Here is a 26,039-nt window from a genome sequence, read left to right on the forward strand (position 1 = left end):
CTATCGCGGCGCCGCAACATCGGTTGTGGGTGGCGTGAGTGCCGGAAACCAGATGTCGGTGAGAACGTCTGCTGCGACGTCCGCACCCGCGGTGATCGCGCCCTGCTCGGCCCAGCGAATGAAGAAGCGCTCGATCTGTGTCAGCAGGAGCTCTACCCGGAGTTTCGCCTCGTCGTGTCGGCTCTGCGGCCAGCGGGCCAGGTACGACGGCATCGCGTTGGGCAGTGCAGAGATGCCTTCGCGGGCCAGTGTCCGGAATTCGGGTTCGAGGACCATGGCCTCGTCCCACGCCCGCATCATGTGGTGGTGATCGCGGCACCAGTCGAGAGCGCGGTTGATCCAGCCGGCGAATTCTTCGCGCGAACCGGAATCGAGTACGTGGTCGAGATCCTGGAATATCGCGAGCGTGCTGGATACGACAGTGTTCGAGCCGAGGGCCTTGAGTATGTCGATCTTGCCGGGGAAGTGCAGGTAGAAGGTGGCTCGGCTGCAACCGACCCGGCCGGCGATGTCCTCGACGGTGACAGCCGCGTATCCGCGTTCGGTGAAGAGCGCGCCGGCGGCATCCACGAGGTCTGCGCGGGTTCGCTGCTTCTGCTTCTCTCGCAGCGTCAGTCTGCCGGAGGTATCTGTCATTACCGGGATCCTAGTGCCGCGGGGGCTCTTGCGGGACGGTTGCACGAGACTGGCCGTCTTTCACTTGACAGACCGTTAGTGAAAGCTACTCTGTGGTGTAGCGCACAATCGACCGATCAGAGGACGCCATGACCATCTCGGACACAACACGCACGCCTGACCTACCGGCCGGATTCGACGTCACCGATCCTGCTGTCCTCGGGGAGCGGATCCCTTTCGAGGAGTTCGCCGAACTACGTCGCAACGCACCCGTGTGGTGGTGTGAGCAGCCGCCGACGGTCGGCGGATTCCAGGACGAGGGCTACTGGGTGGTCTCGCGTCACGCTGACGTCAAAGAGGTCAGCCAGCGCAGTGATGTGTTCTCGAGCTGGGAGAACACCGCGATCGCGCGTTTCGCCGACGACATGCCTCGCGAGGCCGTCGAGATGCTCCGCCATCTTCTGCTCAACAAGGATGCGCCGGAGCACACCAAGCTCCGCAAGCTGATTTCGAAGCTGTTCACGCCGCGCGCGATCAACGGCATGCGCGACGAATTGGATCGTCGTGCGCGCAGCATCGTCGACACCGCTGTGAGCGAAGGCCCGGGCGACTTCGTGAAGCAGGTCGCCAGCGAGCTGCCGCTCCAGGCGATCGCGGATCTGATCGGTGTACCGCAGGACGATCGGGACAAGCTGTTCAAGTGGTCCAACGAGATGATGGGCTACGACGACCCGGAATACCAGGGTGATCCGGCAGTCGCGTCCACCGAGGTCCTTGGATACGCGTACCAAATGGCAGACGCGCGTCGTACCTGCCCGGCAGATGACATCGTCACGACTCTGGTCCAGGCCGACATCGACGGCGACGCTTTGAGCCCGGAAGAGTTCGGGTTCTTCGTGCTGATTCTGGCGGTCGCGGGGAACGAGACCACCCGCAACGCCATCACACACGGCATGATCGCGTTCCTGGACAACCCTGAGCAGTGGGAGCTGTACAAGAAGGAGCGTCCCAAGACGACGGCCGACGAGATCGTCCGTTGGGCGACACCCGTCACCGCATTCCAGCGCACCGCGCTCGAGGACACGGAATTGGCAGGAGTGTCGATCAAGAAGGGTCAGCGCGTGGTGATGCTGTACAGCTCCGCGAACTTCGACGAGGACGTGTTCGAGAACCCTATGACGTTCGACATCACTCGTAACCCCAATCCGCACTTGGGCTTCGGCGGAACGGGCGCGCACTTCTGCATCGGTGCCAACCTCGCTCGCATGGAGATCGACTTGATGTTCAACGCGATTGCCGACAACGTCCCGGACATCACCAAGATCGGTGATCCGCGCCGTCTGCGCTCGGGTTGGATCAACGGCATCAAGGAGTTCCAGGTCGATTACAAGAGCACAGGCTGCCCGGTCGCTCACTAGAGTCGGTAGGTGAGAGGTACCACCCCACGATCTCGAGGAGCCACCGCATGACTTCGATCAACGACAAGGCAACTGCTCTACTGGCGTTGCACCAGCCAGGCAACCCGGTCATTCTCCCGACTGTGTGGGACGCATGGTCGGCGAATCTTGCGGTGGCTGCCGGTTTTGCAGCCCTGACGGTGGGCAGCCACCCGGTTTCCGATTCCATCGGCAAGCCGGACAACGAGGGCATCACCTTCGAGGAGCTTCTCCACCGGATCAAGCAGATCACCGGTGCGGTCGACGCCCCGATCTCGGTGGACATCGAGGGTGGTTACGGGCTCGAGCCGGCAGTTCTCATCGACGGGTTGATCGATGCCGGCGCTGTCGGACTCAACATCGAGGACACCGTCCACAGTGAAGGCGGACGCTTGCGTGAGGCGCAGGAGCACGCCGACTTCGTGGGTGGGCTTCGCCAGGCCGCCGACGCCGCCGGCGTTCACGTCGTCGTCAACGCACGCACCGACCTGTTCGTGAAGCAGGTCGGAGACGAGTCCGATCGCGTCGATCGCGCCATCGCACGCCTGAAGTTGGCAGCCGACGCCGGTGCCGACGTTCTTTACCCCGTCGGGCGGCATGACGACGCGACCCAGCGCCGCCTGACGTCCGAACTTCCACTTCCGATCAATGCGATCGGAATTCCGGACCAGGATGACCCGGCAAGTTTCGGGCCGCTCGGAGTGGCGCGTGTGAGCTTCGGTCCGTTCTTCCAGATGGCATTGGCCAACCGTGCGAACGAGATCTTGGGACGCTGGAAGTAAGAATGCAGACACTGATGTCGCCCGGCCCGCTTCTCGACGATCGCGGACATTTGGTCGAGACGGGTTGGGCCCCATCGGAAATTCGCAAGTATCGACGCTCTGCGATCACCGCTCCCAAGTTCCGGATCAAGGAGTGGGACTACTACTGCGTTCACACTGCGGATTACGGCATCGCGTTGACCGTCGCCGACAACGGGTACATGGGCTTGCTCGGAGTCTCCTGGCTCGATTTCCGAACACCACACGAGATCACCGAAAACGTGATGCTGCCGTTCCCGATGGGAAGGCTCGGTCTGCCCGAAAGCGCGGACGACGGTGATGTGGTGGTGTCGAAAGGTAAAGCTCGCTTCGAGTTTCGCCATGTGGACGGTGGGCGCCACCTGATCGTCGACTACCCGGCTTTCGACGGTGGGCGAGGTCTTCATGCTGATTTGTTCCTGGCGAGTCCTGCCGATGACCGGATGGTGATCGCCACACCGTTTCCGAAGGCGTCCCGATCGTTTTACTACAACCAGAAGATCAACTGCCTGCCCGCTGCCGGGACCGTGCGAATTGGGATCGACGACTTCACATTTCGCTCGGAAGACTCATTCGGCGTTCTCGATTGGGGCAGGGGAGTCTGGACTTACGACAACACCTGGTACTGGGGTTCTGCATCCGGACTGGTGAACGGTGAGCGGTTCGGATTCAACATCGGGTACGGCTTCGGGGATACCAGGGCAGCCAGCGAGAACATCGTGTTTGTCGGAGGACGGGCGCACAAACTGGACAGGATCGACTTCGATATCCCGCAGGGAACGTACGACGGCGCTTCGTGGAACTTCTCGAGCAACGACGGTCGCTTCGAGATGACTTTCGAGCCGATCATCGACCGTGCCGCGACTTTCGACGTCGGGGTGCTGCGTTCGATTCAGCATCAGGTGTTCGGAAAGTTCTCCGGCACAGTGATCCTCGACGACGGCACCTCCGTGGTGGTTCGAGATCTCCTCGGATTTGCCGAGGAGGTTCGGAACCGCTGGTAAGGCTTACGTCTCCGCGAAGGCGCCAGAACACAGCACGAGCACCGAGGCATGGAGGTGCCTCGGTGCTCACGTCTTCAGTTGTCGCGGTTCACGCCACGGTAGGTGGACTGTTCCCGCCGATCGGCTGCTGATACGGATCGATCGACATCGGCGGATAGAACACCGACTTCCGATCCGGGCCTATCTCCACCCGCCACTGCGTGTGGTGCAACGTCCGATGATGGTGGCCGCACAACAAGATCAGATTATCGAGATCCGTTGGGCCACCATCATTCCAATGAACAATATGGTGAGCATCGCACCACCCCGACGGAGTCCCACACCCCGGAAACGCACACCCACCATCACGCACCGCCAACGCCCGCCGCTGCGGAACCGTCGCGGTTCTCGCTTCCTTACCGCACTCGAGCGGAACACCATTCTCATCCAACAAGATCCGCGTGACCGTGCAGTCGCAGGCCAGCATCCGGGCAGTGTCGATACTGATCGGGCCCACCCAATCGGCCCACGCGAACCCCAGTTCCTCGGTGGACGGCAACAGATCCTTCAGAGCTTTGAGATCCGTCATGTCCTTCGCCGACGCTGTCACCGTGATGTGCGGTTTCACCCCACCCTCGATCGGACCCAACCCCGCCCGCTCGTACCGCCGCAGCAGTTCGCAGAACCCGTCCGCGCGCCGTAAAGCCGGCGTACGAGTGTCCTTGACACCGTCCTTCTCCGGTGTCGGAGCCGACAGGCTCGACAGCAACGTGATCAACCGCGCCCCGTTCACCGCATCCAAATCGCCCTTCACGGTCACCCGCCCGTACAAGCCTTTCGAGGCGTAGAACTCATTGCGCTCAGAGTCTTCCCCGACCGGAACACCGTCCTCACGGTTTCCGTACTGCTTCTCGATCCGCCGAATCGCCGCCCGCACCGCATCACAATCGGCAATATTCTTCGACGCCAGATCAAGCAAAATCCCGCGGGCCTTCTCCACGTCCGCCAGGGTCATGTTCTTCGGCGGATGCTGACAAAACGACGCCACCTGACGTGCCTTCAACGCATCAACATCACCCCGGTGAAACGCATCGCCCACCACAGGTTCGAGCATCAACAACCGCGCCAACCCCACCAACAGACTGCACTCACCGATCTCCAGATTCGTCGAACCGTGCAACCACTGCGCGATCGCCCGAAAACCCTTCCCGCCGAGAACCTCCCGGGAAAACATCTCCACGATCAACAGCACCATCCGCGACTGCAACTCGTGTCGGACACGCACCAGATCCAGAACCTCACCCTTGAGGCCCTCGCCATCCAGCTGCCATGCTTCCCGACTGTTCATACCGAAAGTTTAATCGAACATACTTTCGAGAGCCAGGGGCAAAACGGACTACTTTGAGTTCGAGATCAGCCGATCGCGCTCAGATCCCCGTACACCGTCCGGCCCTCCAGGACGGTGGCGAGCACCGTGATCTCGGCCAGCTCGGTTGGCTCGACTTCGAGGGGATTCGCCGACAGCACAACAAGATCCGCGTAGGCGCCGGGGAAGATGGACCCGATGTGATCTTCGCTGAACAGCTGCCACGCGGCGTTGACCGTGTGGGCGCGCACGGCGGCGTCCACGGGGATCCGCTCCTGAGGCGCGACTACGCGGCCGCTGGGCGAAAGTCTGGTGACGGCGTCGTGCATGTTCCGTAGCGGATTGGCGGGGGTGACGGGTCCGTCGTTGTGGAAGGTGAACCGCTGTCCGGCAGCGAGTGCAGATCCTGCTGCGGCCCAAACGGATCCGTATTCGGGGCCGAACAGGTCATCCACCAGAACGTCGCCCCAGTAGTGCAGGTGGTCGATGAAGATGCTGACCGTGACGCCCAGTTCCGCTGCGCGGACGAACTGATCCGGACGCATCGCGCCGACGTGTTCGAGACGCAACCGGTGATCGGGCCGGGGGTGCTCTTTCAGAAGTTGCTCCCACGCGTCGAGAACCATGGTGATCGCGTCGTCGCCGTGGGCGTGGCATGCCATCTGCCACCTGTTGGCGAAGTAGGCGGAACTGATGTCGTGGATCTGTTCGCCGGTGTAGTTGGCGTGCCCGTGCGTGCACGCGATCCCGAGTGCGCGGGTTGCCTCGGTATCGAGATACGGGAAACTGGTGGCGATGTTGCCGACCCACGGCGAACCGTCGGACCAGACCTTGATGCCGATCTGGCGCACCAGGTCGTTTCCGTCGCCCGGCGACGCCTCGGTAGTGCGTGCGTCGTTGGACATTTCGTAGAGCCGCAGGCGGGTGGTGAGCAGTCCGGCGTCGGCTATTGCGGCCAGGGCGGGCCGCATCTTGGGGTCGAACGACAATTCGGCGATGGTGGTGATTCCGGCGGCGTTCAGTCGGGCGCATTCGGCCGCCACCAGTGCGGGGAAGTCGTCACCGATGGTGACTGCGTGGCCCGCGACTGCGAACACCGCAGGCATTTCGTACGCGGATCCGTCGAGTGCTCCCGTCGCGTCGTGGCCGTACGATCCGCCGATCGGATCGGGGGTATCGCGGGTGATCCCGGCCTGCACTGCTGCCGCCGTGTTGAAATACGCGACGTGACCCGAGTTGTGCATGATCACGAGGGGGTGCTCCGGCGCGACGGAGTCCAGCCAGTCGATGGTCGGTTCGGGTAGGCCCTTCTGCAGCAACGGGTCCCAACCATTCAGAGAAGCACCGGCAGTACCTCGCGAACGAACAGTGTCGACGACGGCAGCAACTACGGCATCCGCCTCGGCGATCGTGACAGGCCGGATGTCGACGACGTCAGGCCCGAGCACGATCGCTTCTTCGAGGGGGTGACCGTGCGGCTCGATGAACCCCGGCAGAACAGCGGCACCTCCGACGTCGACAACGCGGGTATCCGGCCCCACCAGTTCCTCGACGTCCGTGCGCGCGCCGACGGCGGTGATCCGGCCGCCAGTCACGGCGAGCGCCTGGGCGCGTGGTGAGTCCTCGTGCATGGTCACGATGTCGCCGTACAGAACCAGATCAGCAGCCATGGTCAGTCCTTATCGGTTGTCCGCGTACGCCTGTAGGTGTGCCACCTGCTCGGGATCGAGTGAGGGACGTACCTTCTCACGGGCGGTTGCCACGTCCGCGGCCGTCACGTCGGCCGCGTCCATGCTCCGACGCATGGCGGCGAGTGCAGCCTCACGCAGGAGAGCCGAGCAGTCTGCTGCCGAGTATCCCTCGAGATCGACGGCCAGAATGTCCAAATCGACATCTTCGGCCAGCGGTACCGACTTGCCGGAAGCACGCAGAATCGCTTTGCGAGCCTCCGCATCCGGCGGCGGTACGAATACGAGTCGTTCGAGTCTGCCGGGCCGCAGAAGGGCTGGGTCGATCAGATCCGGTCGGTTGGTGGCGCCCAACACCACGACGTCGCGTAGCGGCTCGACGCCGTCGAGTTCGGTCAGCAACGCGGCCACGACGCGATCCGACACCCCGGAGTCGGAGCTTTGACCACGACGCGGGGCAAGCGCGTCGATTTCGTCGAGGAAGATCAACGAGGGCGCCGAATCGCGTGCGCGCTGGAACAACTCGCGTACGGCCTTTTCGGAGGCGCCGACCCACTTGTCCATCAGCTCCGCACCTTTCACGGCATGAACGCTGAGGTGGCCCGAGCTGGCAAGGGCGCGAACGAGATACGTCTTGCCGCAGCCGGGAGGGCCGTAGAGGAGCACACCGCGAGGCGGGTCGACACCGAGGCGTGCGAAGGAGTCGGGGTGCTGCAGCGGCCACAGAACTGCTTCGGTGAGCGCCTGTTTGGTTTCGACCATGTCGCCGACGTCGTCGAGGGTGACGCTGCCGATCGACAGTTCTTCGGTGCTCGAACGAGACAGTGGCCGAATCACTTCGAGGGCACCGACAAGATCTTCCTGCGTGATCTCCGGAGAATCACCGGATTTGGAGGCCCGCGTCGCCGCCCGCAATGCAGCTTCACGGCAGAGCGCCGCGAGGTCGGCGACCACGAATCCGGGTGCGCGCGAGGCGATGGCGTCGAGTTCGAGAGTTCCGGTGGGCACGCGGCGGAGCAGGAGTTCGAGCAACGCCTTGCGAGTTGCGCCGTCCGGCAGGGTAAGTGCGAGTTCCCGGTCGCAGAGATCCTGGCCGCGAAGGCGCGCGTCGACGGTCTCCGGATGGGCGGAGGTCGCGATGAATGCCACGCCCGGGGTGGCGACGGCGCTGCGCAGTTGTTCGAGGATCAGTGCGGACACCGGTTCTGCGGTGGCCGGAAGCAGAGCGTCGATGTCACTGATCAGCAGTACACCACCGCCGCGCACGGCAGCAACGGCGTCGACGATTCGCTGCAGGCGGGTATTCGCCTCGGTGGCACCGACTCCCGGGCCGTCGAGTTCGACCAGTTTGCGCGAGGACAGGACCGAGCGGGCCAACGTGGCTTTGCCCACGCCGGCGGGGCCCGTGATGAGGACGCCGAGGTGCGGGGAGGCGCCGAGCGTACGGAGCAGTTCTGGTTCGTCGAGTGCCAGGCCGAGCCACTCGGTCAGCTTGGCCGCCTGCGCCTGCGCGCCGACGAGGTGATCCAGCGGGACCGATGGCGCGGGTTCGATCGCGACTGTCGCGGGACTGGAGACAAGCGCACTCGGTGTCAGCGCACCCGCTGAACCGGAACCCCAGTTGACCGCCGAATTCGGCTGGACGCTGACCGGACCACCGGCAGGTTCGACGGCCGTTACGGTGAGCAGTTCGGATGTCCACGCGACGCCGAAGGTGCGGGAAAGTGCTTGGGTGGCTTCGGAAGTACTTGTACCCGGGCCGAGATCGCGGGGGAGGAGCGAGACCGTGTCGCCGACGCTGACGACCTTGCCCAGAAGGGCTTGTCGCAGAACCGTCGAGCTGATCGAATTTGTCGCCATGGACGAGCCGGTGACGGAGACGGATCGCGCTCCGTACACCGTCACCGGACCGACCACGACGGAAGAGTTCTCGGTCAAGCCGACGTTCGACATGGTGACGTCGTCGAGAAGGATCGTGCCTGCCGGGGTTCTGGTGGGCGCACGGCCCGCGACGGTCGCGGTGCCGCGGGCTCCCATGAGTGCGATGGCATCCCATTCGCGGATGCCCAACGCCGCCAACGCTTCGGGGTGCAAGCGCACGACCCCGCGGCGTAGGTCGGCGGCAGAGGTGTTGAGTCGAACGGTGAGGGCGAGTTCCGGCGAAGTCACCTCTCGAGAGTACGTCGTGGACTAGCGGGGTCGCCGCAATCCGAGACGAGCGGCCGAGCGGCGGCCACCGACGTTGGGTTGGCGTCGGATCGCGCGGCGTTCGGAAGGTTTGATGTCCCAGGTTTCGGGACGTGCTGCCACCCACCGCTTGGAATGCACGGCAAACGGGATGTGCACCAGGTAGATCGCGATGAGAACGATCAGCAGGATGTACGGGTAGGTGATGAGTGCGGCCGCAGCCAACGTCACCAGTACGAGCAGGCCGGCCGCCATGTGCGGCGGCACGGATACCGACTTCATCGCCAGCGTCGGGATGCGGCTGACGATCAGTGCAGCCGAGAAGAGCGTCCACACGATGACGACGAAGTGCGAAGACCACCAGCCGTCACCCCACTGAGCCGTCGCGGCCAGGGGAGTGAGGGCGATGAGTGCGCCGGCCGGAGCCGGAACGCCGACGAAGTACTCACGTGCGTACGCAGGGACGTCGTCGTCGTCGAGCAGGGTGTTGAAACGTGCAAGTCGCAACACGATGCTGACCGCGTAGATCAGCGCGATGATCCAGCCGATGCTGGTGCCGTCCAGCAAGGTCACGTACAGGACCAGGGCCGGGGCGACGCCGAAGGAGATGGAGTCGGCCAGCGAGTCGAGTTCGGCGCCGATCTTGCTGGTGGCGTCGAGCAGTCGCGCAATGCGGCCGTCGAGTGAATCGAGGACGGCAGCGGCGCCGATCATCGCGAGCGAGGTACCGGGTTGTCCATCGAGAGCGAATTTGACGGCGGACAGCCCGGCGCACAGCGCCAGGATGGTGATGACGGACGGCAGCAACCGCACCGCCTGGGTGCGCTTGGGCATCTTCGCGCCGGGTTGGGCTGCTCCCGGCTTCTTCACGGCTGACTTCATCTTCGGCGTCTTCACGGCAGTTGCGCGATAACTGTTTCAGCACCGATCGTGCGTTGCCCCGGCTCGACCAGGAGTGTGGTTCCGGCGGGGAAATACGTGTCGACGCGTGAGCCGAAACGGATCAGTCCGTACGTGTCGCCGATCGGCAGGACGTCACCGACACCGGCGTAGCAGACGATGCGGCGCGCGAGCAGTCCCGCGATCTGGACAACTGCCACGTCGTGACCGTCGGCGGTTTCGATGAGCATGCTGTTGCGCTCGTTGACCTCGCTGGCGTCGGCGAGATCTGCGGAGAGGAACTTGCCTGCCTGGTGAACGACCTCTTTGACCGTTCCACCGACAGGGCTGCGCTGGACATGCACGTCGAGAACCGACAGGAAGATGCTGACGCGCGGGCGCGGCTCGCTTCCGAGATTGAGCTCGGCCGGCGGAACGGCGTTGTCGACCAGCGCCACTTCACCGTCGGCGGGTGCGACGACGACGCCGATGCGGTTCGGCGGCACCCGGTGCGGGTGACGGAAGAACGTGGCGCATGCGGCGGCGGTGGTCAGACCGGCTCGGCGCACCCACTTACGGTTGCGGCCCAGAGCTGCAACTCCCAGCGGGGCCAGCACGAACGGCAGGCCGGCGGGATGAAGTGGCGGAATCGCATGGCGAACCAGATCGACGATATGTCCGATCCCGGTGGGTTGCGGGGTTCCGGGGGGTGTGGGTCGGCGTGCCACAGGCTCCTCTAACTACTCGGTAGGTCTTCTGCTGGTCGCACTGACAGTACGGGGTGGTAGAGCATCCATAGATTACGTGAATGCCTTCTCTCCTACGGGCTGTAGTGGCATCAAGTACGAGTAGTACCCGACACAGTCGCCGGTGCGTATCGCCAGCGGTAGCGCCGCACCGCTTACTCGGATCACCAGTTGCCGCCCCGGTTGGGCTGCGGCGGCGTCGCGCAGTCGCTGTCGGTCGACCAGTACTCGGAACTGTTCACGGGGATCCATTCCGCCCGGATTCACCCGTGCACCACCGTCTTCGCCGACGCTGACGACGGCGCTGTCCTCGGTGCCGTTGAGCAGGGCGGCAAGTAGGTCGCCGCTCAGTTCGACGGCGTCGTTGTGCTCGCGCAGGATTCGGTGATCGGGGAACTCGCCGTCCTCGATCAGCGGGCTGGACACCTCACCTCCCGGATACGACGCAGTCACCGTGCGCGCGGAGAAAGTCAGCGTCACGACGCCGGCGACATCGCGTAACAATCGCGCGAAGGCCACGGGAACGACAGCGGACACCGTCAGAGCGGAGTGAACTTTCACCTCGGCGACCGCGAGCCGGAACTGATCAGTGGTGACAAACGCAGCGACGCCGTCGTGAATGTCGAGGTGGACTCCGCGAAGTATCGGGAACTCCGATTCCTCGTTCACTGCGAACAGCACGGCGTCGAGTGCGCGTCGTAGATCCCACGAGTCGATGTCCACGCCGCCGGAGGCAGGTAGCGAATCGATCAGCCGGTGAATTCGCCCCAGTTCGGCGCGGGCGTCGGCGAGACCGTCCTCGAGGTTGCGCAGATGGACGTCCAGGCACGAATGGGGTTCCGGCCCGGTCAGGACGGCCATCATGTCGCGGATCGGAACACCGACGCGTCGCATACCGGCGATCACACGTGCGTTGCGGAGCTGGTCGTCGGTGTACCAGCGGTAACCGGTGTGCGGATCGACGGAATGCGGGACGAGCACGCCTTCCTTGTCGTAGAACCGCAGCGCGCTGATCGGGAGCGCCGACGCCCTGGACATCTCGCCGATCGTCAGGAGGGCGGAACTAGTGGTCACGGATCAATTCTGCACGCAGTCGCTCGATGGCGCCCCTGATCATCCGGCCGTAACCGTCGTCGGCGAGTGTGCCGACCGACGCCTCGGCCTTCGTCAGATGCTCGACGGCCTCGGTGTCGCGTCCGAGTTTGCGGTAGTCGGCAGCCAGGTTGAGGTGCAGGGACGGATAGAAACCGGCGACCTGCAGCGATGCGTGGTGTTCCTGGGCTCGCGCGTCGGTCAACGAATCGGCAGCGTCGAGGGCGCGCAGGTCCCAGCAGAGCTCCTGAGCCGGATCGTCTTGAACGTCGGCCATGTAGTGCGCGAGGGCGACGATGTGGAGCGCATCGGGGGCGGCGCTGATCTCTTCCCACACCTTCTCGAACGCAGAGCGAGCCCCGGCTCGATCGCCGGAGCTCGCCAATTCTTGTGCCTGCGCTATCTGTGTCATCACGGGATCCATGGAACGGATCCTGATGCCTCGACCAGGTCGAGGGTCAAGCAGAGGTGCGTGCAGCCGCCTCGGCCTCGCTCTTCACACGCTTCAAGGTGGCATTCATGCCTTCGACGAGCTCGACCTCGAAGTCGGCGTTTCCGCCCAGGACGGTCTTGACGAGGAACTGCGAGACCTTCGACGTTCCGGTGGGAGCCTCGCGACGCTCGGTCACTTTGGTGCCGGTAGCGGTCGGCTCGAGTTCGTAGGACCAGATCGTGCGGTTCTCCGCGATGCGGAACGCCACCGACTTGTTGGGCTCGAAGCGAACGACCTTCGACGACGTCGGCCAGACCAGCAGGCCCTTGCGGTTGACGTTGATCGTCTTGGCGCCCTCACGCACGGTCCCGCCGATCACCTTCATCACCTTGCACTGGGGGCTCCATTCGCCCATGCGCTGCAGGTCGGCGACGATTGCCCACACGTCCTGCGGTGATGCGTCGATGTCGATGCTTGCTTCGAGGGTGTTGGACACAGTCTCTCCAGTCGAGTTGATGCTACGTAAAGTTACAAACACTTTTGTCGATCGTAAGCGATCCGTCAATGGACCATGTGTGTCAGGTCACTGTACGGCCGTCCAACAGGGTCGTGCGGGAACACGCGCGGTGGTAGCGGACAATGGTTCGCGCACGTATGACGATCCATCCGACTGGAGTACCGAGAAGTGAACAGCGACGCCGCGACGCAGGATGGCCTCAAGCGAGGGCTGACAGCGCGCCATATCCGCTTCATCGCCCTCGGATCAGCCATCGGAACCGGACTGTTCTACGGCAGCGCCGAGGCCATCAAACGAGCCGGCCCGTCGGTGCTCCTGGCCTACCTGATCGGCGGTATCGCGGTCTACCTGGTGTTGCGAGCGCTCGGCGAGATGGCGGTCCGTAACCCGGTTTCCGGTTCGTTCAGCGAGTACGCGAACAAGCACCTCGGACCACTCGCCGGTTTCATGACCGGGTGGACGTACACGTTCGAGATGGTGATCGTGTGCCTCGCCGACGTCACCGCCTTCGGCCTGTACATGCAGTTCTGGTTCCCGGACGTACCGAGATGGATCTGGGTTCTGGCTGTCGTCTTCTTCATCGGCGCGATAAACCTGTTGAGCGTCAAGGTTTTCGGCGAACTGGAATTCTGGTTCACGCTCGTGAAGATCACCGCAATCATCGCGATGATCGCCGGCGGCATCGCGATCATCGTGTTCGGATTCGGCGTCCACGACACCGATGCCGGAATCAGCCACCTCTGGTCGGACGGTGGGTTCTTCGCGACGGGCTTCGGCGGATTCGTCGCGTGTTTCGCGATCGTCATGTTCGCGTTCGGCGGCACCGAGATCATCGGTATCACCGCGGGCGAAGCCGAGGATCCGGCGCAGACCATCAGGAAAGCCGTCAACACTGTCCCGGTGCGCATCATTCTCTTCTACATCTGCACCCTCGCCGTCATCATGGCGATCATTCCGTGGCAGACCATCAACTCCGACAACAGCCCGTTCGTCCAGATCTTCGAGAACCTCGGATTGGGAACGGCCGCTTCGATCCTCAACATCGTTGTCATCACCGCAGCCCTGTCGGCCATCAACAGCGACGTTTTCGGTGCGGGTCGCATGATGTTCGGAATGTCGCATGCCGGCCAGGCCCCGCAGGTGATGAAGAGAGTCTCCGCCAACGGTGTTCCGTGGATGACCGTTGTCATCATGACCGTTGCCCTGTTGGTGGGAGTAGTGCTCAACTACCTGATCCCGGACCAGGTGTTCCTCGTCATCGCCTCGCTGGCGACCTTCGCCACCATTTTCGTCTGGATCATGATCCTGCTCTCGCAGTTCCGTTCCCGCGCTCAGATGAGTGCAGACGAAACAGCGGCACTGAAGTTTCCAGTGCCGCTGTGGCCGTACGGTCAGATCTTCGCGATCGTGTTCCTGGCTTTTGTCATCGTGTTGCTCGGCGTCATCGCCGATACCCGAGTTGCCTTGCTCGTCGGTGCCGGATGGCTGGTTCTGCTGACGGGCGCGTACTACAAGTGGGTGAAACCGGCTGTCAGCGCAGCGGATCGAAGTGGCGCATGACGGTCGGCGTCTGAGCGCCGGTCATCGAGTCGGCCACCATCTTTCCGGTCAACGGACCCAGGGCGATTCCCCACATCCCGTGACCACCGGCGACGTGCACGCGCGGCGAGCGCGTGGCTCCGATCAACGGCAAGCCGTCGGTAGTGCACGGCCGTGATCCCACCCATTCCTCTTCCCGCGCAGTCCAGTCGATGCCGCTGAGCATCGGCTTGGCCGCATCGATGATCGCCTGCACGCGGCGCGGATCCAGCGGCGCGTCAGGGCTGCGGAATTCCATCATTCCGGCCACTCGGAAGCGATCGTGCAACGGAGTGCATGCGACGCGCTGGGTGGGGAAATACACGGGGTTCTTGGGGAGGTGCTCGGGCTTGACACTGAAGCTGTATCCGCGTCCGGCCTGCACCAGTTTGCGCACACCGAACGGTGCTGCGAGCTTGTTCAAGCGGGCACCGCTCGAGATGACCACGGCGTCACCGTCGCGTGAATCACCGTGTGCACTGCGAACACTGACTCCGCCGACCCGATCGTCGATCTGCGTGACGTCGAAACCGCTGACGATTTCTCCACCACGTTCACGAACCGCGTCCGCCAACGAGTTCACGAACAACGGGGGATCGATGAAACGCTGATTGCGCAGGCGCAAACCGGCATTCACACCCTGACCGAGTGAAGGCTCGAGCGAGTGAATCGCGTCGTAGTCGAGGAGGTCGAAGTCGACTTCTCCGCCCGCGGCCTCGACGTGATGGAACTCGTCCACCAAAGTCTGTCGGTCCTTCTCGGACGCAAACGCGGCTAGGAAAGGATCGGCCAGGCGGGTCAGCTCTCGGACGCCACCGTCGGCGAGTTCGTCGTACGCGCCCAAGGCTGTTCGGTTGACCTCGGTGTAGACCGACATCGCTTCCTGCCACTTCGACGGCGTGCAGTGGCGCGCGAACCCGACCAGGAACCGAATCAGCTTCAGATCGGTGGTGAGTGGCACGTACACCGGGGACGACGGGCTGAGCATCGCGCGCAAGCCGTATTGGAGCACTGCGGGTTCGGGCAGCGGAAGCGTCAATGCGGGGGCAAGCCAACCGGCGTTGCCCCAGCTCGCGTCGGCTGCGACGCCGTCGCGATCGACGACGGTGACCTCGACTCCACGTTCCTGCAAGAACCAGGCCGTCGACAATCCGACAACACCCGCACCGACCACGACCACACGATCGGGGCTCTGACGAGTTCCCATGACGCACTCCTTCTACAGACTCTGCTCGAACCGAGACGCCGGTCACATCCGGCTCTTCTCTCAAGCATGAATCGCGGGGGCGGCAAAAGGACTGGCCGTTCGGCCATCGTCGGAGCTACCTCGTTGTGGATTCGCACAACGCACCGCCGCGCCTGCTCAGCGACCGAGTTTGAACTGCAGCATCAGAATCAAGCGGGTGTCGGCGTCGGTCAGGTCGACGCCGCACATCTCCTTGCCTCGACGCAGGCGGTTGCGGAGCGTGTTGGGGTGAACATGCAGTGCGGCAGAAGAATTCGCCACGTCACCGCCGTGCTCGAGAAAGGCCTTTGCCGTCGCGACCAGATCGCTGCCGTGCTGAGAGTCGTGGCGTTCGAGGCTTCCGAGTGGTGTGGAGTCGCCGAGTCCGTCGATGATGTCGGCGACGTGCAGGGCGAGAACGGAGGCCAACGTGTCCCTCATTCCCGCGACGGTTCCGCCGGACCGGCCATGACGAAGCGCTCCGAGAACATGGTCGGCGTCCGAGCGTGAAAGATGTGATTCGCTTGCAGACTTCACTGTCCGACCGACGGCCACTGCCAGGAATTCGCGGCCACGGGCGCGGGTGAGGAAGTCGGCGGACAATCGGCGAGCGTTGGTCTCGTCGGTCGCGATGACAAGGTAGATGGTCTCGGACAGTTGAGCGGCAACGGCGTCGACGGCCAGAGTGTCGAGGTACAAGCTCAAAGAGGCGACCAACCCCGCCGGCAGTGGTCCCGCTACTGTTCCGACGGCGACGACGGTGAGCGGGCCTGCCAACCGCAAGTCGTCTGCGGCGCGGAATGCGGGTTCGCCACCGCCGATCAGAGCTTGGACGCGCTGGGATTGGCGACGGCGTGTGCTGTCGACCCGGTCACGCTCCGAGGCGATTCTCTCGGCCACGACGGATACCGCGGATCGAAGTATCGATTCCTGTGTGGCCGTCGGTGTTCCGGCGAGTGCGACCCAGATCGAGCCGACGGGGTGATCGTTCTCGCGAACTGCGATGACCAGTCGCGGCGTGATCGCAGGGTCTTCGAGGTCGACGTAGATTGGGTCGCTCTCTCGGTGGAGGCGATCGAATACTCCTGCATCGGAGAGTAATTGGCGGAATCGACTGGGTACTTGCCGGCCGAGGATCGTGCCGATGCGAGCTTCGTCCACGGCCTGCTCGCCGCCGGAGTACGCGAGGACAGTCGAGTTCTCGTCCTCGATCGTGACGGGAGCGCCGAGCAATTCGGCCAGAGAACCGGCAACGGAGAAGAGGTCGTCGTCGCGCAGGTCCATGGGTGGGAGCCTACTGAGCGATCGACGGATTTCGGGTTACGACGCCTCGGCAGGACCTCGATGGCGAATATAGGCTGGTGCAATGGCCGACATCGAAGGTGTTCTGTTCGATATCGACGGAGTCCTGCTCACGTCCTGGCAGCCGATCGAGGGAGCAGGGGAAGCAGTACGCGAAGTTCGGCGGCGCGGATTGGCCTGTGGGTTTCTGACCAACACAACCTCGCGCAGTTCGACGCTCATCGCGCAGGGATTGTGCGATGCGGGTATCGAGGTCGAGGCGAGCCAGATAGTGACCGCCGCCAGGCTCACGGGGGAGTACGTGCGGGCGACGTACCCGGACGCGCGGGCGTGGGTCCTCAATCACGGTGACGTGTCTGCCGATCTCGAGGGAATCGAATTCGACGACGCCGATCCGGAGGTCGTGATTCTCGGCGGCGCCGGCCCGGAGTTCACCCACGAGGCGCTGAGCCGAGTGCTCGAACTTCTGCTCGCCGGTGTGCCCGTCGTCGCGATGCACCGCGGCATGATGTGGGAGACCGTAGACGGCCTTCGGATCGATACAGGAACGTACTTGCCGGGCTTCGAGGAAGTGGCAGGTGTAAATATCGCCGCAGTGGGTAAACCGTCTCTCACGGGGTTCCTGACAGCCACGGAGCTGATGCATGTCGAACCGGAGGCGACGGTGATGGTCGGCGACGATCTGATCGGGGACGTCCTTTCCTCCCAACGAGTCGGCTTGACCGGAGTTCTGGTGCGCACAGGCAAGTTTCGGCAAACAGTGCTCGACCTCTCGGTTCAGAAGCCTGATCATGTCATCGATTCGGTCGCGGATCTTCCGGCCCTTCTCGGGGTCGTCCTCGAGGCTTGACCAGGCGGGGGTGACGGACTTCACTCGAGCGGGTACTCTCGCGCCCGAATCCAATGAACTTGTTCCACGAAGGAGTTTTCTATGCCCTTGATCTCGTCAGTCTGGTTCCGTCGCTCATCCTCTCGAGTCAGCGGAATTTCCAGTAGTCGGTTGGGGGGCCGCCTGGCGAGAACAGGGGCTGTGATGACTGTAGGTATGGGGCTCGCCGCCGGGCTGGCGCTGACCGGTGCGGGAGCTGCTTCGGCAGCCCCCGTCACGTGTGTCTCGCCGCCGTCGGCCAATGACATCCAGGTCTCCGAGACCGCGAGCTGCGGCGCGCAGTCCGTCGGAGCCGGCCGTTCGCAGGCCGGTGCTGCCGAGAGCGGTACCGCTGTGAGCGTTGCCGCCGACAACGGCTACTCCAATTCATATGCAAACGGCTTCGGAACCGCGCTGGGGGCTTCTCGCGGTAACGGTCAGGCGCAGGCATTTGCGCTCGGCGGCGGTATCGCGCGGGCCGGGGCGGCTGACGGCAACGTCACCTTCGCCATCGCCGGTTACGGAGCGGGCGCTACGGCCGATGCCAACGGCGTCGACTGCGTCGGAGTGCTCTCGTTTGCGGTCAATTTGAGTAACGGACAGTTCTGCATCGCGGGCTGAGGCTCAACCTTGCACTCGGCACGCTCGAGTGCTAAAAATGCAGTTGGCACTCGCGAACCGTGAGTGCCAGGTCGAGGCAGTGAGACCGGGAACCATAGACACCCCCGGTCGTCCGTCGCGGGCACTGACTAGACCACAGGCGTAGATGGGTGACCAGGCAAATCGGTCGCCCGTGTAATGAGGTGACTGGTCAAACGGTCGCCTTGTGCCGATGAGGTGACCCGACGAGCGGTCACCTTGTGTGTCACCCCCTATCCGGAGGATCACTTCGCAATGGCAAAGATCATCGCGTTCGACGAAGAGGCACGTCGTGGCCTCGAGCGAGGCCTCAACGCCCTCGCCGACGCTGTCAAGGTGACGTTGGGCCCCAAGGGTCGCAACGTCGTTCTCGAAAAGAAGTGGGGCGCCCCCACGATCACCAACGATGGTGTTTCCATCGCCAAGGAGATCGAACTCGACGACCCGTACGAGAAGATCGGCGCCGAGCTCGTCAAGGAGGTCGCCAAGAAGACTGACGACGTCGCTGGCGACGGCACCACCACCGCTACCGTTCTCGCACAGGCTCTGGTCCGTGAAGGCCTGCGCAACGTCGCAGCCGGCGCGAACCCGCTCGGCCTCAAGCGCGGCATCGAGAAGGCTGTCGAGGCTGTCACAGCTCGCCTGCTCGAGACCGCCAAGGAGATCGACACCAAGGAGCAGATCGCTGCTACCGCCGGTATTTCCGCCGGCGACCCGTCCATCGGTGAGCTCATCGCCGAGGCTATGGACAAGGTCGGCAAGGAAGGCGTCATCACGGTCGAGGAGTCCAACACCTTCGGCCTGCAGCTCGAGCTCACCGAGGGCATGCGCTTCGACAAGGGCTACATCTCGGCGTACTTCGCCACCGATGCAGAGCGTCAGGAAGCCGTCCTCGAAGACGCGTACATCCTGCTCGTCAGCTCCAAGATCTCCACGGTCAAGGACCTGCTGCCCCTGCTGGAGAAGGTCATCCAGTCCGGCAAGCCGCTCCTGATCATCGCCGAGGACGTCGAGGGCGAAGCTCTCTCCACCCTCGTGGTCAACAAGATCCGTGGCACCTTCAAGTCTGTTGCCGTCAAGGCTCCCGGCTTCGGTGACCGTCGTAAGGCTCAGCTCGCCGACATCGCCATCCTCACCGGTGGCGAGGTCATCAGCGAAGAGGTCGGACTCTCCTTGGAGACCGCAGGCCTCGAGCTCCTCGGCCAGGCACGCAAGGTCGTCATCACCAAGGACGAGACCACCATCGTCGAGGGTGCCGGCGACGCCGACGCAATCGCCGGTCGTGTCAGCCAGATCCGCGCCGAGATCGAGAACAGCGACTCGGATTACGACCGTGAGAAGCTGCAGGAACGTCTGGCCAAGCTGGCCGGCGGCGTTGCAGTCATCAAGGCCGGCGCTGCTACCGAGGTTGAGCTCAAGGAGCGCAAGCACCGCATCGAAGATGCAGTGCGTAACGCAAAGGCAGCCGTCGAAGAGGGCATCGTCGCCGGTGGTGGCGTTGCACTTCTCCAGGCAGCTCCCGCACTGGACGACCTCAAGCTCGAAGGTGACGAGGCAACCGGCGCGAACATCGTTCGCGTTGCACTGTCCGCTCCGCTCAAGCAGATCGCATTCAACGCAGGCCTCGAGCCCGGCGTTGTTGCGGACAAGGTCTCCAACCTGCCCGCAGGTCACGGCCTCAACGCTGCGACCAACGAGTACGGCGACCTGCTCGCTGCAGGCATCAACGACCCGGTCAAGGTCACCCGCTCGGCACTGCAGAACGCAGCGTCCATCGCGGCTCTGTTCCTGACGACCGAAGCCGTTGTCGCTGACAAGCCCGAGAAGGCCGGAGCGCCTGCAGGCGATCCGACCGGCGGCATGGGCGGCATGGACTTCTGAGTCCATCTCCACCTAGCTCCTAGAGCCCGGCCCACCATTCGGTGGGCCGGGCTTTTGCTTGTCTGGAGATGAATGTGGGCATTTTTGTCCACTGCTGCGACGCGATCGCGGTTTCCCGTTGCACGCTCGATGCTGTGTGCGTTTTCGCCCGGTTGTGTCGGCGTCTTCGGACCACTGTGATGATTTCGTCCGCCACAGCGTCGAGATGGGCCATCGCGGTGGCGGCGGAGTAACGCAACACCATCCATCCGTCGAGAACGAGTGCGTTCTGACGCCGTCGATCGTTGTTGAAAGTTGCGGGGTCGGTGTGGAATTCGCGCCCGTCGATCTCCACGATCACCCGGGCTCGCGTGTCGACCAGGTCGCCGAAGTAGGGTCCGACCCGAGCGTTGATCTCCAGATGGACGTTGCGCGCAGTCAGCGCACGGGCGACTGCTCGCTCCGGTTCCGAACGAGTGAGCGGGTAACAGGTGCGGAGTTGTTCGCGTACGGCGGGGATCCCGTGCCTGCCGCGGCTCGCATCACACAGTTGGGCTATCGACTTCCACGGCACTCGGGTCGATACCGCCGCGTCGAAGAAGGCCTCGAGTTCGGGCCGTGGCAACGTGGTCGCGACGTCGATGAAGCACTGCTCGATCGGCACGATCGGTAAACCCATCCACTCATCCGACGAGACTCCAGTTCGTCGGTGAAGCCGTACCCACTGCGGACTGCCTGCTCGGACGCTGGGAGCCACGGTGGCCTCGACGAAGCGTGGTTCCTCCGGCAGGAGATCCCACAGCCAGGCCGCGCTGGTATGGCTGAGGACGGCCTCGGGCTTCCACAGTGTGACCGCGACGCAACGCTCGAAGTATCCAGGTTCTTCGGTGGAGTACACCGACGGCAGGATTCGATGGAGTCGCCCTGATCGCGTGGAACGGGAGATCGAACTGCTCGAAGTGCCCTGCTGGAGCAACTGGTTTCTCGTGACAACTTCCACGTATGCACTGTGGCGGCAAGCGCCTGACGGCGCGGATTCAGAAGCCACTTTGTGGATGGCCGCGTGTGTGTGGACAACCTCACGGCGTAACGCGTGTATCGAGAAGGTGGGGAACGAGAAGCTTCATCTATCCGAACGTTGAAGGGTGTTTGATATTTCCGTCCCGATTGTTCGCGTCCGCTAACCTGTGAAGTGCGGATACCGCTAGTTCTTTTGGTGGATAATTCTGTTCTGAATACCCTCAAGTACTAAGCCTTTCGGACGACGTGCATTCCGGTTGCTATTCCATTTTGAACGATTTTCAGGCGTCTTGGACGCTAGACCTGCGAATATGGAACAGGTTTCAGATCCATCTGAAATTCTTGGGCAAAAGGCACCCAAACCGGATCCTATTGGACTACCTTGATGTCAGTCACAGCCGCGGAAAGTGGGCACCCACCCCGGAGGGTCTCGGTTTCATAGTTCGACTGGGATTCTTTAATTGCTGCTTGGACCGGTTCTTTGTGGGCTGCATCAAGCATTCCAATGTAAATGTTCCGTGAGTATTCGCGGCCAATCGAAAGCGTGGGATTCAATATGATCGTCATGTTCCTGCAGACAACGGCGGCATTGTTCACCGACCTGCTGGGTAACGTCTGGTCCGGTTCGCTCATGCCGGGAATCGACGGGGTCACCGGATCGTTGGTTTCGGCAATCGACCTCAGTTGACGGAACCTGCAAGTTCTTCTTCCAATGTTATTGATGACAGGAGCGAATGATGGATCTGGGATCGATTGCGGATGTTCTCGAGGGCGAGGCCGGGGGGTTGATCAAAAACATTCTCGGGATGGCTTTGTTTACCCCGTTTATCGCCTCGGTTGACTTCGGGTGGCTCCCGAACGTCGACTGAGAAGTGAATTGCTTTACCCAGTGAACGAAATCAATCTCAAGGAGTGTGAAATACGGTGGACACAGCTAGTTTGATAGGTGCGCTCGCAAGCGTTGACGTCGGATCCCTCGTGGATCCACTGTTCTACTTGGTCAAGGTCGTTGACGGAATCTTCGTGTCGATCACCGGAAGCCTCAACATGGGCGGTGCGCTCGGTGAAGCTGCGGCGGGCAGCGTCCAATCGGTCCTCGGCTCCGTAGCCGGCCTGTAGAAGGAGAAGGAGAAAAGATGTTCGATCTCTTCCTGGACTACCTGTCCAAGATCGTCGATTTCGGATCGGTCGATCTCGTGGGCACGTTTGTAAAGTATTTCAACGCGCTGTCGTCTTCCCCCACGCCATAGAAGAACGGAATCGGTCATGCTGCAAACCTATATAACCGGAATGATCACGTGGGTATCGAACATGCTTGGTCTCACTTCCACTGGAAGCAAGATCATCAAGGATCCTCCACAGAAGCCGTGATCACTCCAGCGACTGCACCATATTGTTCGGTTGTCGAGGACATCATCGTAGCGGAGCAGTCAGGCGAACCTGCACAACCTCCACTTGCTTGAAACTTTGGTCCCCGTAGCCTTGTGGCTTCGGGGACCATTGGTTTTGCAATCACCGGATTTATAGTCACAAGCTTTGCACTCAGGCGAATGTGCGGGCAACCAGCCGCGATACAAGGAGTTCAATGGGCGCGTCCAATACGTCAGGCGCAAGGATGGCGCAGCTGAACCCACGCGATGCCGAATTCATCTATCACGAGGGCGCTGGTCACCTGAATCATTTGATCGCTGTGTACTTCTTCGAGACATCGTTGCACCCAAGCGCGGAATTCACGGCAGAACAGGCAGTGGACTGGGTTACCGCACGCCTTGGATGTGATCGTATGTTCACTCAACGAGTCCAACGGACTCCGTTGGGACTGGACCATCCCTACTGGGTGACGGACCCTGACTTCGACGTCCGAAAGCACGTGTACGTCAACAAGATCAGTGACACAGGATGGGCAGCACTGCAAAAGCCGTTGAGCGCGTTGTTGACCACCAAGATGGACCTGCGCCGTCCGCCGTGGGAACTGCACTTCTTCGTAGGTTTGGAGGGACTTGAAGAATTGCCGGGCCGACTGACGGCGGTGGTGCTCAAGTCTCACCACAGTGCAGCTGACGGTATCGCCATCAGGACGTTGGGCGAAACTATCTTTTCGGGCAAGGTGCAGCAGGCTGGGTCCGAACCGTCTGTGCCGTTTGTGCGAGCGAGGATATTCACCAAGTCGCTACTGGGGTTTCCCGGCCGAATATATCGCTTCGCAAGGCAGGTACCAGGCAACCGACGCGCTCAGCGAGATGCTGACGCTGCGAAGAAGGCCGGAGAATGGGTGGAGAGCCTCAACGAGAGGCCTGCAATTCGATTCAACGGCAAGGTGAGTGGAGCTGCCTCACTGGAACCGATGACAATGTCCGGGGAGCAGGTCCGTGAGATCAAGGATTCGGTGCCTGGTGCCACTGTCAACGACGTTCTACTCGCCGTTGTCGGAGGCGCTCTGACGCGTTACCTCACGGAAAAAGATGAAACGCCAAGCGGTTCTTTGATTGCGATGGTTCCTCGCTCGGTACGCAAGGTCGAAGCGTGGGAATCGGCGAATCAGTTGGTGGCTCTGCTGGTGGATATGCACACCCAGGTCAAGTCCCCGTTGGAGAGGTTGGCGCTCATTTCGAGTTCGGCACGGTCGGAGAAGGCGCGTACGTCCCATCCCGCGGTCAGGCGTGCCGGGGCCGCAGTCGAGACCACGCCGGCGCCTTTGATGAGATTGATGGCGTATGCGCGCAAGCAGAACGATCACAGCCTCGATCGACCGCGTTACCAGCACACGATGGTGAGTAACATTCCACTCTCGGTCGAAGGGTTGACGCTTGCCGGCGCTCCGGGCGCGGCTGTGCTTGCAGTGCAAGCGCCCATCGACGGGGATGGGCTGCGGCATTTCATGGTCGCCGCAGCAGGTGGGGGACTGACCCTCAACGTCATCGCGGATACCGCGACCATGCCCGATCTCCACCATTACATCGAACTACTGCGAGCAAGTTTCGATGATTTGGCGGCGGCAGCCGCGATGCAGACTGCGGATTCACCTGACCAAGAGGTTGCCTCCTGATCGATCGGAATCGCAGGCACCTTTTCCGATTGCTGGATCCGGTGATACCCAACGATTCCGGGCAGAACCCCGAGGATCTGCATGTCAGCTCGCTACAATTCGGACATTCGTTCAGCGTCGGAATTGAGGGGCATGCATGATCTTTCGGAACTCGTTGCCAGCCGCGGTATCTCAGATGGGACCGCGAGACGCGGAGTTCGTCTACAACGAGTCCGGCGGACATCTGAGCCACATGGTCTGCGCCTACTTCTTCGACACGACAGGCCATCCGCTCGCAGAGATGACGCACGACGACGCGGTTCGGTGGATCACCGAAAGATTCGGGTACTGGCCACTGTTCACGAGTCGACTCCAGCGAGTTCCGCTGGATCTGGACTATCCCTATTGGGTCCCGGCCGATTTCGACGTCGATGATCACGTGCACGTCCATCGTGCCCCTGTTGCCGGGTGGGCGCCGGTTCGTGAATTGCTCGGGCGCTCGCTCGGGGAGCCGATGGACCTGTCCCGGCCGCCTTGGGAGTTGCACGTCATGACCGGCGTGCACGGGATCGACGAGCTGCCGGGCAATCTGACGCTGATCATGCTCAAGACCCACCACGGGGCCGGTGACGGTCTGGCGATCCGCGATCTGACCAACCTTCTGTTCTCCGGTCCGCCGAAACCGGAGACGAAGCGTGCCGGTTCGGGGCTTTCGTCGCTGGATTTGATCGGGCGCACGGTCGTGGGTCTGCCCGGCCAGGCGATCCGTTTCGGCCGGGGTCTGTCCGTGACAAAGGTTGCGGCCGAGACGGTTCGGGAGGCGGAAGAGGCCGGAGAGCTGCCTACGTACTCGGCCGACCGCCTACCGACCCGATTCAACGGCGTGTTGGGCGGAGACATCACGATCGATTTCCTGACGCTGGACGGCGCAGACATCAAAGCGATCCGAGCGGCCGTTCCGGACGTGACGGTCAACGACATCTTCCTGACCGTGGTCGCCGGTGCTCTCGACGCATACCTGTCGGAAAAGGGCGAGAAGTCGGCCAGTGGGTTGGCGGCGATGGTTCCCCGATCGATGCGGCAGATAGCCGAATGGGAATCGGCCAACCAACTGGCGCTGTTGACGGTCGATCTGCACACGGACGTCGAAGATCCGGTCGAGCGGCTGACACTGATCAGGGATTCGGCGCTGATGGCAAAGGGGCGGAGTTCGCACCCAGCCGTCCGTCGTTACGGCACACGCATCGAAACCTCGCCTGCGGCTCTGCTCAGACTCACCGGTCTCTCGCGTCGGCTCAACAAGCTGGACCCTTCGCACAAGGTCATTCAGAACACGACGATCAGCAATGTCCCGGTATCGGTCGACGGCAATGTTTTCGAAGGTACGCCGGCGGTGGCAGTTCTCGGCGGGCAGGCGCCGGTCGACGGAGACATTCTGCGCCACTTCCTCATTGCCGCGCGTGGAGGTTCTCTGACGCTCAATGTCATCGTCTCGCGAGAGACGATGCCGGATATCGAGCACTATGTCGAACTGTTGCGGGTGGGGTTCACGACGCTTCTGCAGGCAGTTTCTGACCAAAATCGTGAGGTAGTCGAACGATAAAGAGTAACTTGCGTCGGAACTTGTGGTGAATCGACGATTTGTGTTCGGGAAATTTCTGTCGAATTCGTCCTAATTAAGGTAATTGTCCGTAGTGGTATCGAGTCGTTATCTCGCGGATTAATGTGACTGTCGACACGTCGAGTGTCTACCGCCGGACTGGTTCGATAATCGTCACCG

At 62.5% G+C, this 26,039-nt stretch carries 23 protein-coding genes; 11 read left to right on the forward strand and 12 right to left on the reverse strand.

Annotation, left to right across the window (positions count from 1 at the left end; all coding sequences use genetic code 11):
• Positions 1–636 carry a TetR/AcrR family transcriptional regulator gene (locus ABWI03_RS09140; protein WP_020968862.1) on the reverse strand — a complete coding sequence of 212 codons (636 nt, stop codon included), beginning with the start codon at positions 634–636 and terminating at the stop codon, positions 1–3.
• A 128-nt stretch (positions 637–764) separates the two neighbouring features.
• Between ABWI03_RS09140 and ABWI03_RS09145 the strand changes: the two genes are divergently transcribed.
• From ABWI03_RS09145 to ABWI03_RS09155, 3 genes are read left to right on the forward strand one after another with little or no spacing between them, the layout of a single operon-like run.
• Positions 765–2,033 carry a cytochrome P450 gene (locus ABWI03_RS09145; protein WP_095970450.1) on the forward strand — a complete coding sequence of 423 codons (1,269 nt, stop codon included), beginning with the start codon at positions 765–767 and terminating at the stop codon, positions 2,031–2,033.
• A 47-nt stretch (positions 2,034–2,080) separates the two neighbouring features.
• Complete coding sequence (locus ABWI03_RS09150) at positions 2,081–2,833, forward strand: isocitrate lyase/PEP mutase family protein (protein ID WP_124567872.1); 753 nt, start codon at positions 2,081–2,083, stop codon at positions 2,831–2,833.
• A 2-nt stretch (positions 2,834–2,835) separates the two neighbouring features.
• On the forward strand, positions 2,836–3,855 hold the full coding sequence (locus ABWI03_RS09155; protein ID WP_298773967.1) for a DUF2804 domain-containing protein: 1,020 nt from the start codon (positions 2,836–2,838) through the stop codon (positions 3,853–3,855).
• 88 nt (positions 3,856–3,943) lie between these two features.
• Here ABWI03_RS09155 and ABWI03_RS09160 read toward each other — a convergent pair whose 3' ends face one another.
• The 8 genes from ABWI03_RS09160 to ABWI03_RS09195 all read right to left on the reverse strand — a co-directional run bounded on the left by ABWI03_RS09160 (position 3,944) and on the right by ABWI03_RS09195 (position 12,721).
• Entirely contained in the window at positions 3,944–5,182 is a 1,239-nt protein-coding gene (locus ABWI03_RS09160; RefSeq protein WP_298773969.1) for an HNH endonuclease signature motif containing protein, read from the reverse strand.
• Between the two features lie 65 nt (positions 5,183–5,247).
• The gene (locus ABWI03_RS09165) at positions 5,248–6,870 is read right to left on the reverse strand and encodes an amidohydrolase (RefSeq protein ID WP_298773972.1); all 1,623 of its coding nucleotides are present in this window, start codon (positions 6,868–6,870) and stop codon (positions 5,248–5,250) included.
• 9 nt (positions 6,871–6,879) lie between these two features.
• Positions 6,880–9,057, reverse strand: coding sequence for an AAA family ATPase (locus tag ABWI03_RS09170; RefSeq protein ID WP_298773974.1), 2,178 nt, complete (start codon positions 9,055–9,057; stop codon positions 6,880–6,882).
• Positions 9,058–9,078: 21 nt separating this feature from the next.
• Positions 9,079–9,909 (reverse strand): CDP-alcohol phosphatidyltransferase family protein, encoded by an 831-nt coding sequence (locus ABWI03_RS09175; RefSeq protein ID WP_029254795.1) that lies wholly within the window; start codon positions 9,907–9,909, stop codon positions 9,079–9,081.
• Positions 9,910–9,968: 59 nt separating this feature from the next.
• Positions 9,969–10,682 carry a phosphatidylserine decarboxylase gene (locus ABWI03_RS09180; protein WP_003941540.1) on the reverse strand — a complete coding sequence of 238 codons (714 nt, stop codon included), beginning with the start codon at positions 10,680–10,682 and terminating at the stop codon, positions 9,969–9,971.
• 72 nt (positions 10,683–10,754) lie between these two features.
• Positions 10,755–11,774 carry a DNA polymerase III subunit beta family protein gene (locus ABWI03_RS09185; protein WP_298773978.1) on the reverse strand — a complete coding sequence of 340 codons (1,020 nt, stop codon included), beginning with the start codon at positions 11,772–11,774 and terminating at the stop codon, positions 10,755–10,757.
• Positions 11,764–12,216, reverse strand: a complete 453-nt coding sequence (locus ABWI03_RS09190) for a hypothetical protein (RefSeq protein ID WP_298773980.1) — start codon at positions 12,214–12,216, stop codon at positions 11,764–11,766. Before ABWI03_RS09190 ends, ABWI03_RS09185 begins: the two co-directional genes overlap by 11 nt.
• Positions 12,217–12,250: 34 nt before the next feature.
• Entirely contained in the window at positions 12,251–12,721 is a 471-nt protein-coding gene (locus ABWI03_RS09195; RefSeq protein ID WP_003941500.1) for an SRPBCC family protein, read from the reverse strand.
• 189 nt (positions 12,722–12,910) lie between these two features.
• Here ABWI03_RS09195 and ABWI03_RS09200 point away from each other — a divergent pair, with 189 nt between their 5' ends.
• Entirely contained in the window at positions 12,911–14,302 is a 1,392-nt protein-coding gene (locus ABWI03_RS09200; RefSeq protein WP_042450435.1) for an amino acid permease, read from the forward strand.
• Here ABWI03_RS09200 and ABWI03_RS09205 read toward each other — a convergent pair.
• Positions 14,274–15,527, reverse strand: coding sequence for an NAD(P)/FAD-dependent oxidoreductase (locus tag ABWI03_RS09205; RefSeq protein ID WP_298773995.1), 1,254 nt, complete (start codon positions 15,525–15,527; stop codon positions 14,274–14,276). The two genes, ABWI03_RS09200 and ABWI03_RS09205, sit on opposite strands and share 29 nt — an antisense overlap.
• A gap of 156 nt (positions 15,528–15,683) precedes the next feature.
• The gene (locus ABWI03_RS09210; protein ID WP_298773998.1) at positions 15,684–16,829 is read right to left on the reverse strand and encodes a PucR family transcriptional regulator; all 1,146 of its coding nucleotides are present in this window, start codon (positions 16,827–16,829) and stop codon (positions 15,684–15,686) included.
• Between the two features lie 82 nt (positions 16,830–16,911).
• Here ABWI03_RS09210 and ABWI03_RS09215 point away from each other — a divergent pair, with 82 nt between their 5' ends.
• From ABWI03_RS09215 to groL, 3 genes are all read left to right on the forward strand, one after another.
• Positions 16,912–17,697 (forward strand): HAD-IIA family hydrolase, encoded by a 786-nt coding sequence (locus ABWI03_RS09215; protein ID WP_003941506.1) that lies wholly within the window; start codon positions 16,912–16,914, stop codon positions 17,695–17,697.
• An 81-nt stretch (positions 17,698–17,778) separates the two neighbouring features.
• On the forward strand, positions 17,779–18,336 hold the full coding sequence (locus ABWI03_RS09220) for a DUF6764 family protein (RefSeq protein WP_019744475.1): 558 nt from the start codon (positions 17,779–17,781) through the stop codon (positions 18,334–18,336).
• Between the two features lie 273 nt (positions 18,337–18,609).
• Complete coding sequence (gene groL / locus ABWI03_RS09225; RefSeq protein ID WP_003941476.1) at positions 18,610–20,235, forward strand: chaperonin GroEL; 1,626 nt, start codon at positions 18,610–18,612, stop codon at positions 20,233–20,235.
• Between the two features lie 19 nt (positions 20,236–20,254).
• Here the strand turns inward: groL and ABWI03_RS09230 are convergent, their stop codons facing one another.
• Positions 20,255–21,214 carry a DUF559 domain-containing protein gene (locus tag ABWI03_RS09230; RefSeq protein ID WP_298774003.1) on the reverse strand — a complete coding sequence of 320 codons (960 nt, stop codon included), beginning with the start codon at positions 21,212–21,214 and terminating at the stop codon, positions 20,255–20,257.
• Positions 21,215–21,778: 564 nt separating this feature from the next.
• Here ABWI03_RS09230 and ABWI03_RS09235 point away from each other — a divergent pair.
• The 4 genes from ABWI03_RS09235 to ABWI03_RS09250 all read left to right on the forward strand — a co-directional run bounded on the left by ABWI03_RS09235 (position 21,779) and on the right by ABWI03_RS09250 (position 25,862).
• Positions 21,779–21,922: a hypothetical protein gene (locus ABWI03_RS09235; RefSeq protein ID WP_153212751.1), complete on the forward strand. Its 144-nt coding sequence runs from the start codon at positions 21,779–21,781 to the stop codon at positions 21,920–21,922.
• Positions 21,923–22,158: 236 nt separating this feature from the next.
• Complete coding sequence (locus tag ABWI03_RS09240) at positions 22,159–22,353, forward strand: hypothetical protein (RefSeq protein ID WP_031331808.1); 195 nt, start codon at positions 22,159–22,161, stop codon at positions 22,351–22,353.
• A 466-nt stretch (positions 22,354–22,819) separates the two neighbouring features.
• The gene (locus ABWI03_RS09245) at positions 22,820–24,280 is read left to right on the forward strand and encodes a wax ester/triacylglycerol synthase domain-containing protein (protein ID WP_235171602.1); all 1,461 of its coding nucleotides are present in this window, start codon (positions 22,820–22,822) and stop codon (positions 24,278–24,280) included.
• Positions 24,281–24,416: 136 nt separating this feature from the next.
• Positions 24,417–25,862 (forward strand): wax ester/triacylglycerol synthase domain-containing protein, encoded by a 1,446-nt coding sequence (locus tag ABWI03_RS09250; RefSeq protein WP_298774006.1) that lies wholly within the window; start codon positions 24,417–24,419, stop codon positions 25,860–25,862.
• Positions 25,863–26,039: the final 177 nt, after the last annotated feature.

The organism is Rhodococcus baikonurensis (assembly GCF_040489275.1).
In the GTDB taxonomy this organism is placed as follows: domain Bacteria; phylum Actinomycetota; class Actinomycetes; order Mycobacteriales; family Mycobacteriaceae; genus Rhodococcus_F; species Rhodococcus_F baikonurensis.

Bases quoted from the DNA above. Each gene is read 5' to 3' on its own strand.
- ABWI03_RS09140 (WP_020968862.1), bottom strand. From the start codon at position 636: ATGACAGATACCTCCGGCAGACTGACGCTGCGAGAGAAGCAGAAGCAG.
- ABWI03_RS09145 (WP_095970450.1), top strand. From the start codon at position 765: ATGACCATCTCGGACACAACACGCACGCCTGACCTACCGGCCGGATTC.
- ABWI03_RS09150 (WP_124567872.1), top strand. From the start codon at position 2,081: ATGACTTCGATCAACGACAAGGCAACTGCTCTACTGGCGTTGCACCAG.
- ABWI03_RS09155 (WP_298773967.1), top strand. From the start codon at position 2,836: ATGCAGACACTGATGTCGCCCGGCCCGCTTCTCGACGATCGCGGACAT.
- ABWI03_RS09160 (WP_298773969.1), bottom strand. From the start codon at position 5,182: ATGAACAGTCGGGAAGCATGGCAGCTGGATGGCGAGGGCCTCAAGGGT.
- ABWI03_RS09165 (WP_298773972.1), bottom strand. From the start codon at position 6,870: ATGGCTGCTGATCTGGTTCTGTACGGCGACATCGTGACCATGCACGAG.
- ABWI03_RS09175 (WP_029254795.1), bottom strand. From the start codon at position 9,909: ATGCCCAAGCGCACCCAGGCGGTGCGGTTGCTGCCGTCCGTCATCACC.
- ABWI03_RS09190 (WP_298773980.1), bottom strand. From the start codon at position 12,216: ATGGATCCCGTGATGACACAGATAGCGCAGGCACAAGAATTGGCGAGC.
- ABWI03_RS09205 (WP_298773995.1), bottom strand. From the start codon at position 15,527: ATGGGAACTCGTCAGAGCCCCGATCGTGTGGTCGTGGTCGGTGCGGGT.
- ABWI03_RS09210 (WP_298773998.1), bottom strand. From the start codon at position 16,829: ATGGACCTGCGCGACGACGACCTCTTCTCCGTTGCCGGTTCTCTGGCC.
- ABWI03_RS09215 (WP_003941506.1), top strand. From the start codon at position 16,912: ATGGCCGACATCGAAGGTGTTCTGTTCGATATCGACGGAGTCCTGCTC.
- ABWI03_RS09220 (WP_019744475.1), top strand. From the start codon at position 17,779: ATGCCCTTGATCTCGTCAGTCTGGTTCCGTCGCTCATCCTCTCGAGTC.
- groL (WP_003941476.1), top strand. From the start codon at position 18,610: ATGGCAAAGATCATCGCGTTCGACGAAGAGGCACGTCGTGGCCTCGAG.
- ABWI03_RS09245 (WP_235171602.1), top strand. From the start codon at position 22,820: ATGGGCGCGTCCAATACGTCAGGCGCAAGGATGGCGCAGCTGAACCCA.
- ABWI03_RS09250 (WP_298774006.1), top strand. From the start codon at position 24,417: ATGATCTTTCGGAACTCGTTGCCAGCCGCGGTATCTCAGATGGGACCG.